Genomic DNA, 11,854 nt, shown 5'->3' with positions numbered 1-11,854 from the left:
GACGGCCCGACTGCTGACGGCCCGACTGCTGACGGCCCGACGGCAGGACTACTGTCAACTGTCAAGCGGTCAACTGTCAACTGCTATAACTACTTTTGTTCTGGATGCGCCGCCGCCGGCGAAGCTGCACCCATTTCATTAATAGCAGCAATTAGCTGATAAAGCCGCCCCGAATCCCGCTGGTTGAAATGCAAAACTAGGCGCGGCAAATCGAAAGTTTCATCTCCAGCTTCGGCGGGCAAAGCTTGAGTTTTTTCAATTTTTCCCGTAACAACAATATCGCTAAAATCAGTATTTAATCGATCGACATTCTCATCAGAAAGTTGAGACTTCAAGCGAATTACCAGTTTTCCCCCCACGTAGCGACAGGAGTGATAAACCAGATAAAAACTCGCGATCGCCTCACAAGCGACATTTACATCGTCAGTAATCGTGTACAGGCTGCGATCGTTAGCAGAAATTAAACCTCTGCCCCGCAATTGTTTTTGCACAAAAGTATTCCAATCGTGCCAATAATCTCCTCCGGGTCGATCGATCAAAACCAAAGGAGCCGGCCCGAACTTGCCCGTTTGAGTCAAAGTCAGACACTCAAAAGCCTCGTCCAGAGTGCCGAAACCGCCCGGAAACAAAGCCAAAGCATCGCTTTCCCGCAGAAAGAATAACTTGCGGGTGAAAAAATATTTAAACTTGAGCAATTTGGAATCGCCCGCAATGAAGGGATTAGAAGTCTCCTCGAAAGGTAACTGAATGTTCAGCCCAAAAGAACGTTCCGCAGTCGCCCCCTCGTTCCCCGCTTGCATGATTCCGCCGCCGCCGCCAGTAATCACCATAAATCCCTGCTGGGCGATCGCCCGCCCAAAGTCTCTGGCCATCAAATATTCCGCCGATGCCGGCGACACTCTCGCCGAACCAAAAATCACAATTTTGCGAACGTGGCGGTAAGGATAAAACATGGAGAAAGCCTTTTCCATGTCTCGCAGAGATGTCGCCATAATCTTCCAGTCTAGGCGATCGAGATCCTCTCCGGCCATTTGCACTATAGTAGAGAGCGATCGTTCGATCCACTCTGAGTGCTTTAACATTGGCAGGCGATCGATCAAATCGAGCACATCAGCTTGGAGCGACTCAAAACCTTGACCAGAAGGAATCATTAATTTTTCCGAAACGGTAACAATTTGTCTACTAAAAATGAAAGGGCAAGCCAAATTTAGAAGCCAATAGCCACCAGCAAATTGCGCTGCTAGCAACTAATCACTTTTCCAGTAGCTTTGCCCCGGTTCTCAAGAGAGTTAGCTCTCGCTGCAAAAAAACAGCGCCAAACCCCTAGCAGTTGGGTTAAATGTACTTTTCCAGAGTGTTGGCCAGAGTAGTTTTCGGAACAGCCCCAACCACCATATCAACCCGCTGACCGCCCTTAAATATCATCAGCGTCGGAATGCTGCGGATACCGTATTGGCTGGCCACGTTAGGATTCTCGTCGGTATTAACTTTTACTACCTTCACCTGCCCTTCATATTGCTGGGCAATTTCGTCTACGACGGGCGCCACCATCCGACAGGGCCCGCACCAGGGAGCCCAAAAATCCACTAGAACTGGAACTTCGCTATCGAGCACTTCCTGCTTAAAGGTAGAGTCGGTTACTTGCGCGGCTGCTGACATCCCTAGCCATCCTTGTAAATACTATTTCTCGGATAACAAGTTTAGCAAAAAGTGTAACCACTTGCGTCAGTCGATTTTACGATTTTCCATTTTGAGATTTGAGATTTACTCGCCTTGATGAATCTGGGAGCGTGAACTTCGATCTAAAATTTTGAGTTCTCCACTCAGGAGCGCCGGGGGCTGGTATCCCTTTTTGGGTAGGAGCGACGACTTGAAGAGAAGGCTTCTGAAGGAATTCGAGAAATGGAAGTTAGAATTCGGCATTCGGCAGCCCTAAAAATTCTCTGTCACTTCCCCACTCTCCCTCTCCCCCACTCCCCACTCTCCCTCTATCCCACTCTGGGCGACAATCCGGATCAAACAGCCTTAACCCCGTACCTAGTCAGTAAAGAGGAGCGCTGGCGGTCAAAAAGGAACCGCCCGAACAGTAGTCCGGGCGGAGTGTGGTGTGAGGAGTGAACGGAAACATGCGTCTCCGCTTCTTATATTGTGACACCTCCTTCTCGATAATTCCACAACATTCTGTAAATTTCGAGACGATCGCACAAATTTTGTCAAGGTACGATGGTATTCAATCGATAAATCTACTTACCCATACCCAACTGCTGAGCTTTTTGATAGACTTTACCCTCAGTCAGCAGAGAAGGAGCAATCACCACTTCTACTTGCTGCATCTCCTTAATATCCTTAGCGCCCAGGGTGCCCATGCTAGTTTTCAGAGCTCCGAGCAAGTTGTGCGTGCCGTCATCGAGCAGTGCTGGGCCCCGCAAAATTTGCTCCACAGTTCCCGTAGTCCCCACACGAATCCGAGTGCCGCGCGGCAAAACCGGGCTGGGAGTCGCCATTCCCCAGTGAAAGCCCCGGCCCGGCGCTTCCGCAGCCCTAGCAAAGGGCGAACCAATCATCACTCCATCGGCGCCGCAAGCAATGCACTTGCAAATATCGCCACCGGTAATTAAACCGCCGTCAGCAATCACCGACACGTATTTGCCTGTTTCGCGATAGTAGTCGTCCCGCGCAGCGGCGCAGTCTGCTACCGCTGTCGCTTGGGGAACGCCGACACCCAATACCCCCCTAGATGTGCAAGCAGCCCCCGGCCCGATGCCCACGAGAATGCCTGCGGCGCCAGTTTTCATTAAATTCATGGCGACTTCGTAGGTGACGCAGTTGCCCAAAATTACTGGTATCGGCATCTCTGCACAGAATTGGGTCAAATCTAAAGAGGCGATCGACTCCGGGGAAAGAAAAGCAGTAGAGACTACAGTTGCTTGCACAAAAAATATATCGGCTCCCGATTCAGCAACTTTTAAGCCGTATTTGCTCGCACCGGCCGGGGTACCGCTGACGGCCGCAATCCCTCCTCCGGCTTTAATTTCTTTAATTCTGAGATCGATTAATTCTGGCTTGATGGGTTCGGCATAGAGTTGCTGCATCAGGGACACAAATTCGTGGTTCCCAACAGAAGCGATGCGCTCTAATATTGGCTGGGGGTCGGCATAGCGGGTTTGAATTCCTTCGAGGTTGAGTACGCCCATTGCTCCCAATTCCGACAGCAAAATGGCCATGCGCACATCTACTACTCCGTCCATGGCGCTGGCGATGATCGGGATTTCTCGATCGATCCCACCAATCTGCCACTTGGTATCTGCCAAACTCGGATCGAGGGTGCGCTGTCCTGGTACGAGCGCGATTTCATCTATGCCGTAAGCTCGGCGAGCACTTTTGCCCCGCCCAATTTCAATATTCACGCTGTTTCACTTCCACAATGTATTTAAATTAGACTAACAAAAAGTTCGCCGACCTGCGGGTAGCGATCGCACGGCAGTGTTAAAAAAAGTTCAGCACTAAGTCTGATTTTATGATATCGAAGGGAATACTTTTTCTCAGCAACGGCCACGGGGAAGACGCGATTAACTGTCAAATTCTCCATGCTTTGAGAGCATCTGGAGCGGATGTCGATCTGGCGGCGATGCCGATTGTAGGTGACGGGGCTGCTTACAGGCGATCGCGCGTACCAATTATCGGGCCCACCAGTATCATGCCATCTGGGGGAGTTTTTTACATGAATCCCCTGTTTTTCCTCAAAGATGTGAGGGCGGGGCTAGTTCGTTTAACTTTCCAGCAATTGCAGGCTGCTTGGATGCATTCGCAGCGCTGCGATTTAGTGGTGGCGACTGGGGATATTGTCGCGGCGGGTTTCGCCCATGCCACAGGTCGCCCGTATATAATTTTTCTGTCAGCTCATTCTAGTTATTACGAAGGGCAAGTCTATTTAGGTTTCCTCTTGAATTATTTGCTTTTGTCCGAGCAATGTCTGGCTATTTTCACCAGGGACGGTTTGACTGCGGCGGACTTAAAGCAACAGGGTTTTGAGAAAGCCATATTTGTCGGCAATCCTGTGATGGACAACCTCAATGCTACGGGCAAAGATTTGGAGTTAAAGGCTGGAGTTCGGACGATCGCGCTTCTGCCCGGTTCACGCCTCCCCGAAGCCACCGAAAACCTGATTTTGCTGCTAGAATTGGTCAAAGAAATTGCTGCCAACTCTACCTTACCAGTGCAGTTTCGGGCAGCCTTAGTTCCAAGTTTAATGCTGGAATTAGATGATATTGAAGCCCAAGCCGGATGGCTGCACCGAGAGGGAAAGTTAGTTTTTCCAGGAATCAAACAGCAGGGTAGCGAAAAAGCAGCCACAGTAGAAGTAATTTGCTATTCAGATGCTTTCGCCGACATTTTGCAGCAATCTAATTTAGTAATTGGGATGACGGGAAGCGCGATCGAACAAGCTGTCGGCTTGGGAAAACCCGTAATTACAATACCCGGTAACGGCCCGTCATTCACCTATCGGTTTGCCGAGGCTCAAAATCGGCTGTTAGGTGATTCCGTGCAGGTTATTGGCACAGAACCAGCGAATGATGAGATTATCAAAGAAGCTGCTTTAGCAGTCGATCGCACTTGGCAAAATAAAGATTATTTAAAGGCTTGCATCAAAAATGGGTTAGAAAGAATGGGCAAAGCTGGTGGAAGCCAGAGCATTGCTAATTACGTGACCAACTATCTCCAATCACCCATGATTCCTTAATGGTATTAGTTAGTACGGTGCGTCATTTTCGATATTCTTGTTAGCACAAAAAGTATCATAATATGAGAGAAAAAAGAATTTATTGTCAATTATAAGCTAGACAATACATCGCACGTCAAACCGATGAACCCATTAAATCAGTCGGAATCGATGCAGCAATTGCTGGCGCAATTGGCTCAACTAAAGCAGGAGAATGCACAACTGCGGTGTTCAAAAGCTCGCGATCGCCTCAACGAAGCCACAGCCACGGCTGCTAAAGCCTTACTCACCCTTGAGAACTTGGACGAAGCGGTCAATTCTGCCCTGCAAATCATTGGGGAATGTTTGGATTGCGATCGGGTTAGTGTCATCGATCATTTTGACAATCCATCTCAACCTTTACCATGCTGGAAGCTATTGTATGAGTGGAATTCACCCCATACCGTGTCACAAATTTCTCATCCTGAAGCAGCCCAAGGAACTGATCAGGGAATTGAAGACTGGTATGAGCGTTTGAGTCAAGGTCAAGGTATTAGTTATCTGCTGGAAGAAATGCCAGAACCGTTTCGCAGCGGACAAGCAGCAATCGGTGTAAAAGCTTTACACATTGTTCCTATTTTTGTAGAAGGTCAATTTTGGGGAATGGTGGGTTTTGATGACTGTCGGGAAGCCAAGCATCGAAGTTCGTCTGAACTAGCAATTTTGAAAACGGCGGCGGCTTGTATTGGTAGTGCAATTCAACGCGAAAGGCTGCACCAAGCTGCGCTACGCACTCAAAAAACTATCCTGCAAGCAGAACAGGAACGAGTCGCCCAACTGGAAGCGCAAAACCGTTTATTAGAAAATCGCGATCGCCTTTTAGAAGCTACAGCAAAAGCTGTCAACGCTTCGCTAACCTTGGAAAATTTCGATGAAGCGGTGAATTCGGCTTTGCAAATTCTTGGGGAAGCATCGGGTTGCGATCGGATTAATATTCTCGAAAACTTCCTCAATGCCACATCGACAAAAATTGCGTATCACACCGTTATTTATGAGTGGGTAAGACCGGGTACAGTAGCGCAAATTTCTCACTTGAAATCAGGCAGTATCAGTTCCCAAGGTATAGAAGAATTTATGGAACGATACTTCGATCGGGGCGATGGATTTGGAGGGTTGATTGATGAATGGGATGAACCGTTGCGGAGTGCGTTTAAAGCAGTCGAAGCGCAGTCAACTTATTCTACACCAATTCGAGTTAACGGGCAGTGGTGGGGAGTATTGTGTTTTGATTACTGTCAGGCACCAATTCGAGTTAGTCCTGCGGAAATTTCTGTTTTGAAAACCATAGCTGATTGTATTGGTAGTGCAATTTGGCGTCAACTCAGCCAGAAGGCATTACTTCAGATTGAACAAGATCGCGCCGCAGAACTAACTAGAATCAATGACGCACTTCAACGCACGATCGCTCGTCTTGCGAGTAATCCCGCTCTGGATGCCTATTTAGGCTATGTGTTGCTCGAAGCCGCCGAACAAGTCGGAGCCTGCACGAATGCGCTGTTTGTGTACGATCGACCGACGGATACCCTGACGATGAGGGCGATTGTCATAGATGGCGCGATCGCGAATATTGAAACTGACCCCCGGCTAGAAATGTGGCGATCGCCCATTCCAGCAGATATTTCCCCTGCTTGGGAAGTCATTTCCCAGCAAGGCTTATTGTTGCACGAACTCGATCCACCCGCTCCTGATGCTTGGCAACACGCTCTGGCGTGGCATTCCCAGATGGGGCATACTTCTGTGATGTGTGTTTCTCTGCGACTGGGCGATCGCGCGATCGGCTTTATGGGGCTTTGTTTCCGGGATCGGGCTGAAATTGCCGCTGAGAAAATCACTTTGTCTAAAGCATTAGCCGATCAAGCAACTTTAGCTTTAGAGTTAACGCGATTAGCAGACGAAGCCAAACAGACTGCGATCGCCCGCGAACAAGAAAAAGCCGCCCAAGACCGCGCCGCAGAATTAACCAAAGCCAATGAAGCGTTAAAACAGTCGCTCGATGTGCTAGCAACAGAGCCAGATTTAGATCGATTTTTGGGTCATGTCTTGGGGGCGATCGCCACTCAATTTCAATCACCGCTGACAGAGTATTGGTATCATCCCGAATCCAACCATTTAGCTTTTGTGGGCTTGTCTTACTATCAAGGACAACTGTTGACACCAGAGGCTCAACCCGGACATCCCGGCACAATTGGGATGCCGATTCCACCCGAACTGGCTAACCATGAAGACTTCCACCACCGCCAAAGCTATTCCATTTATCAGGGCATGGGAACAGACGAGGATTTTGTCGGTCAGTGGATCGCTCAACAAATGGGCATGGATGCTTCAAACTGGTATGTCGATCGCGGTGTGACTCAGTTTCTCAATGTGCCGCTTAATCTAGGGGACAGAACCGTTGGCGCACTGGCAGTTTATCTACCGAGCGATCGCCAGTTCACCATCCAGCAAATTGAGCTGGCTCAGGCGCTGGCACATCAGGTTACGCTAGCAGTCGAACTGACGCGCCTTGCCGCAGAAAACCGTCAAGCTGCCATCCTCGAAGAGCGCAACCGCATGGCGCGAGACATTCACGATTCCCTCGCGCAATCCCTCACAGGTGTAGTCATGCAGCTCAACGCCGCCACGGAGTTTCTCGATCGCGAACCCGATCGCACCCAAACCTGCATTACCCGCGCCCGAGATTTAGCCAAACAAGGGCTAGCAGAAGCGAGGCGCTCTGTTTGGCTGCTTTACCACAGCGATCGGGCTGCTTGTGGTTTGGCTGATTCTCTGACGCGATTAGTCGAGCAAATGACCACCGGAACTACCACACGCATCACCGTCAGCGTAGACGGCACGCCCTACTGTTTGGATGCCACCCTCAGTATGAATCTGCTCCGAATCGCCCAGGAATCGCTCACCAACGCGCTTCGCCACGCTCAACCTCAAAATATTCATCTCGAACTCACCTACACTCCACAGCACATCCAACTGCGGATATGTGATGATGGCTGCGGGTTCAATCCTCAGCTTCCAGGAGGGCGCGGCTTGGGTTTAGTTGGGATGAGCGATCGGGCTGGGGCGATCGGCGCACAACTCCAAATTCGTAGCAAACTAGGAGCAGGAACTGAAACGATCGTCACAGTTGCGATCGCCTCGCCATGAATAACACTCCCCTGCGTATCTTACTTGCCGACGACCACCCGATTTTGCGGGAAGGCTTGGCGTTAATTTTGGACAACCAAACCGATATGATTGTTGTGGGAGAAGCCAGCAACGGACGAGAAGCCGTCGCAGTTTTTTCGCAACTGCAACCCGACGTAACGCTGATGGATTTGCGAATGCCAGAAATGGGCGGCGTAGAAGCGATCGCCGCCATTCGCGCCGAATTTCCCGCTGCTTGTATTATCTTGCTTACGACTTATGACGGAGATGAAGACATCTACCGGGGACTGCGGGCTGGTGCCAAGTCTTACCTGCTCAAAGATGCCTCTACGCAAGAGATTCTCAGCGCGATTCGCCTGGTTGGTACGGGCAAAAATCACATTTCTCCCGCCGTGGGTGCGAGGCTGGCCGAACGCGCTATGATGCCGGAATTGACCGATCGCGAACGGGAAGTTTTGCAACAAATGGCAAAAGGCCAAAGCAATCAGGAAATCGGCGTTACTCTCTCAATTGCCGAGAGCACGGTGAAAACTCATGTCAACAGCATTTTGAGCAAACTCGGTGTGGGCGATCGAACTCAAGCTGCGATCGTGGCTCTCAAACGCGGCATTGCTAAACTCTAGACTTGTTCCATCCGTCGGGCAATTTGCAGTCAATATGGTGAAGCTATACTATTAGCAGTTCAGATCGGGAGCAATCATGGAGACGATCTCAATTCAAGTCGATGCCGATCTTGCCAGGGCATTTCAATCTGCACAGCCAGAGGAACAGCAAAAAATACAAGCATTAGTGAGTTTTTGGCTAAAACGTGCCATGAATCTCACAAGTTTGCAAACCACAATGGATCGGATGAGTGATGAAGCTCAAGCCAATGGGTTAACTCCAGAGATTTTACAGTCTATTTTGGATGAGTGAAATAAAATTCGTTCTCGATTCTAACGTGCTCGTCAGTGCAGCACTGTTTAAAGGCTCGATCGCGCGCCTCGCCTTCAACAAAGCAACCGCAGACGGGAAAATCGTCATGTCTGGGCCTGTGGTAGCAGAGATACAAGATGTTTTGAGCCGAGATCGCTTCGATAAATACTTGTCGCCCCAGTTACGCACGGCATTCTTAACCGATTTACTGAAAGTTGTTGAGATTGTCGAGATTACTGAAGCGATTTCCGTTTGTCGCGATCCCAAAGATGATAAGTTCCTCGAACTTGCGATTAGCGGTCAGGCTAATTATATTCTCAGCAGCGATAAAGACCTGCTTGTACTGCATCCGTTTCAAGGCATTGCGATCGTCACACCCGCAGATTTTCTAGCAAGACAATAAATCACGAACTCGATCGCTCCAACGCATTTTCGAGTAGCAAAACAACCAAAATTGAATCGTTAAATCAACGATTCGGAGCGATCGCAGCAGCTTACTCAATCTCAAGGTGGAGCCACACTAGACCTTTAGATTGACTTAAAACAAACCTTTGCTCCGATCGCAAAAGTAGGAACATCGGCGAAACTTAGTTTCATACCGCTCGTACAGAACACCGTGAGTGTCCTAGTTCTTCCTGTCAGCAGTCGCGATCGCATTCAAGGATTAGATTCTGCCCCTATTACCCTAGTGGAATACGGCGACTATCAATGTCCTAAATGTGCAGCAGCCCACGACATTGTACAACACCTCCAGCAGCATTTTGGAGAACAACTTTGTTTTGTCTTCCGGCACTTTCCTCGAAATCACTTGCATCCCCAAGCGCAACACGCGGCGGAAGCTGCTGAAGCGGCTGCTAGACAAGGAAAATTTTGGCAAATGCACGATTATTTGTTCCACCACCAGCACGCCCTTGGTAATGGCTACTTGGCTGAGTATGCAGATGCTTTGGGACTCGATGTGATGCAGTTTCTGCGCGACATGGCGGCACACATTTATGCCGATCGAGTGCGGGAGGACTTAGCTAGCGGTATCCACAGTGGCGTATGTCAAACACCGACTTTTTTTATCAATCGTCTGCGCTATGACGGTGCGTGCGATCGCCCAACTCTGACAGCCGCGCTCAAACAACAATTAGAGGTAAATCCATGACTGCTAACCAACCGCTTTATGCAACTCGCATCGATTTAGCTGCACCAATTCGCGATCGGGCGATCGGCCTGCTCAACCAAACTCTCGCATCCACCATCGACCTCAAAACTCAAGTCAAACAAGCACATTGGAACGTCAAAGGCAAGGACTTTTATCAACTTCATCTGCTGTTTGATGAAATTGCCTCCGAAGTTGAAGAATTTACCGATATGGTAGCGGAACGAATTACCACACTGGGAGGCTACGCCCTCGGAACCGCCAGAATTTCGGCACAACAGTCAGAACTGTCAGAGTATCCGTTTGATATCGCAGACGGCACGGATCATATCATCGCTTTAGCCGATCGCTTGGCGATTTATGGCAAATCAATCCGATTTTGCATCGAACAAACCTCCGTTTTGGGAGATGCCGATACGGCAGATTTGTACACCGAAATTTCGCGGGCGATCGACAAGCGTTTGTGGTTCCTAGAATCTCATTTGCAGCCATCAGCCAGTGCAACAGAACAGTCAAAAAAATCTCATTCTGTTACCGTAGGAGCAATCAAATAAATCGCTAAAAAATCAGCATAAATCGCTCTCAATTCTCAAAACATCTGCATTAATCCGTTCGTAGTGCGGACTTTAGTCCGCATCCGGAGAGCGGACTAAAGTCCGCACTACGAACCGTTTTTGTTACGGGAATCGAGCGGACGCGATCTCAAAGGTTTCTGCCAACATCAATAGTTAGGAGAATAAGTCTCATGTTTCAAAATTTGATTCAACGATTCAAAGTATTGATTGTGGCGATCGCCCTAGCGAGCTGCTTTGTGACCCTTCTACCCAGCGCGGCCCGAGCTGCTAGCTCCGTTGCATTAGATACTGCTAACGAGTTGGTTAACGTCGTCACCGTTTATCCAACCACCTCAAAAAATCAATCTGAAATTCTCGCAGCTAAGCGTAGGGTGCGTCAGGCAAAAAATTATGAGTCTGCTATCGTTATATTCTCGCCTGACGCACCCTACAATAACTAACCGTAGGGTGCGTCAGGCAAAAAATTATGAGTCTGCTATCGTTATATTCTCGCCTGACGCACCCTACAATAACTGCGATTGCTTCGTTCACGAACGAAGGACAATTTTAAGTGAACCGTATTGCCACATAATTGGGGGAGTTTTTTGAGCAAATTTGTCAGGTGCTTTTCTAGTAAATTTTAAATTTAATTTAGGATTTATAGCGAAGCGCCAGCTCGATTAATGTTGCATAAATTAGGAAAATCCTGTTACTTTTTGCTCTCATTTAAGGTACGCCACAACTATCTATCGAAGGAGATAAATTATGACAATTGTTCGCGGCAACAACGCTGATAAATTTGAAGTACCAGGAGTCATTGTAACGAAAATTGCAGCCCCTAGCACAGGTGCAAGTGAAGTTCTGATGTTTCATGCAGAACTCGAACCGGGCGCACTCAATCCAACTCACGTGCACGATCACGAAGAGATTGTGTACTGCATGGCTGGAACGATGAAGGGAACGATCGGGGATCGAGAAGTAGAACTTCAAGCAGGCGACACGATGATTGTTCCTCCCCATGTTTATCACAACCTCGTGAATCATGGCGAGGAGCAGCTAGAAGTAATTTGTGCTATGCCTGCTGGAACTCAGAATTGGGATGACCAAAATCAACGGATGTCTCCGCCGCCCTGGACGCTTTGAGTTGGTTGAGCAACGCTGCTCTGATTGCAGCTAACCGTAGGGTGCGTCAGGCAAAAAATTCAGAGTCGGCCATTCTTATATTCTCGCCTGACGCACCCTACAATAACTGCTAAGCTCCGGGTGCGTCAGGCAAAAAATTCAGAGTCGGCCATTCTTATATTCTCGCCTGACGCACCCTACAATAACTGCTAAGCT

At 48.9% G+C, this 11,854-nt stretch carries 12 protein-coding genes; 9 read left to right on the top strand and 3 right to left on the bottom strand.

The annotated features are described in order from the left end of the window. Positions 1 to 89 precede the first annotated feature (89 nt). From QUB64_RS26940 to QUB64_RS26930, 3 genes are all read right to left on the bottom strand, one after another. Positions 90 to 1,151: an LOG family protein gene (locus tag QUB64_RS26940; protein ID WP_333276585.1), complete on the bottom strand. Its 1,062-nt coding sequence runs from the start codon at positions 1,149 to 1,151 to the stop codon at positions 90 to 92. 184 nt (positions 1,152 to 1,335) lie between these two features. Then, positions 1,336 to 1,659: a thioredoxin gene (gene trxA, locus QUB64_RS26935; RefSeq protein ID WP_006631199.1), complete on the bottom strand. Its 324-nt coding sequence runs from the start codon at positions 1,657 to 1,659 to the stop codon at positions 1,336 to 1,338. A 584-nt stretch (positions 1,660 to 2,243) separates the two neighbouring features. Then, positions 2,244 to 3,407 carry a GuaB3 family IMP dehydrogenase-related protein gene (locus tag QUB64_RS26930; RefSeq protein ID WP_333276588.1) on the bottom strand — a complete coding sequence of 388 codons (1,164 nt, stop codon included), beginning with the start codon at positions 3,405 to 3,407 and terminating at the stop codon, positions 2,244 to 2,246. Positions 3,408 to 3,517: 110 nt separating this feature from the next. Here QUB64_RS26930 and QUB64_RS26925 point away from each other — a divergent pair, with 110 nt between their 5' ends. From QUB64_RS26925 to QUB64_RS26885, 9 genes are all read left to right on the top strand, one after another. Then, positions 3,518 to 4,741 carry a lipid-A-disaccharide synthase-related protein gene (locus tag QUB64_RS26925; RefSeq protein ID WP_333276591.1) on the top strand — a complete coding sequence of 408 codons (1,224 nt, stop codon included), beginning with the start codon at positions 3,518 to 3,520 and terminating at the stop codon, positions 4,739 to 4,741. 123 nt (positions 4,742 to 4,864) lie between these two features. Further along, positions 4,865 to 7,900: a GAF domain-containing sensor histidine kinase gene (locus tag QUB64_RS26920; RefSeq protein ID WP_333276592.1), complete on the top strand. Its 3,036-nt coding sequence runs from the start codon at positions 4,865 to 4,867 to the stop codon at positions 7,898 to 7,900. Further along, positions 7,897 to 8,523 carry a response regulator transcription factor gene (locus QUB64_RS26915; protein ID WP_333276594.1) on the top strand — a complete coding sequence of 209 codons (627 nt, stop codon included), beginning with the start codon at positions 7,897 to 7,899 and terminating at the stop codon, positions 8,521 to 8,523. Before QUB64_RS26920 ends, QUB64_RS26915 begins: the two co-directional genes overlap by 4 nt. A 76-nt stretch (positions 8,524 to 8,599) precedes the next feature. Beyond that, positions 8,600 to 8,815, top strand: a complete 216-nt coding sequence (locus QUB64_RS26910) for a hypothetical protein (RefSeq protein ID WP_333276596.1) — start codon at positions 8,600 to 8,602, stop codon at positions 8,813 to 8,815. Then, entirely contained in the window at positions 8,808 to 9,218 is a 411-nt protein-coding gene (locus tag QUB64_RS26905; RefSeq protein WP_333276598.1) for a putative toxin-antitoxin system toxin component, PIN family, read from the top strand. Before QUB64_RS26910 ends, QUB64_RS26905 begins: the two co-directional genes overlap by 8 nt. Before the next feature lie 213 nt (positions 9,219 to 9,431). After that, entirely contained in the window at positions 9,432 to 9,965 is a 534-nt protein-coding gene (locus QUB64_RS26900; RefSeq protein ID WP_333276601.1) for a DsbA family protein, read from the top strand. Next, entirely contained in the window at positions 9,962 to 10,516 is a 555-nt protein-coding gene (gene dps, locus QUB64_RS26895) for a DNA starvation/stationary phase protection protein Dps (RefSeq protein WP_333276605.1), read from the top strand. Before QUB64_RS26900 ends, dps begins: the two co-directional genes overlap by 4 nt. A gap of 191 nt (positions 10,517 to 10,707) precedes the next feature. Continuing rightward, the gene (locus QUB64_RS26890; RefSeq protein WP_333276608.1) at positions 10,708 to 10,977 is read left to right on the top strand and encodes a hypothetical protein; all 270 of its coding nucleotides are present in this window, start codon (positions 10,708 to 10,710) and stop codon (positions 10,975 to 10,977) included. A gap of 304 nt (positions 10,978 to 11,281) precedes the next feature. Then, on the top strand, positions 11,282 to 11,659 hold the full coding sequence (locus QUB64_RS26885; RefSeq protein ID WP_333276610.1) for a cupin domain-containing protein: 378 nt from the start codon (positions 11,282 to 11,284) through the stop codon (positions 11,657 to 11,659). The last annotated feature ends 195 nt before the right edge of the window (positions 11,660 to 11,854 follow it).

The organism is Microcoleus sp. Aus8_D2 (assembly GCF_036702665.1).
GTDB lineage: Bacteria > Cyanobacteriota > Cyanobacteriia > Cyanobacteriales > Microcoleaceae > Microcoleus.
The sequence above is the reverse complement of the archived record's forward strand: the minus strand, read 5'-3'. Positions and strand labels throughout refer to the sequence as shown.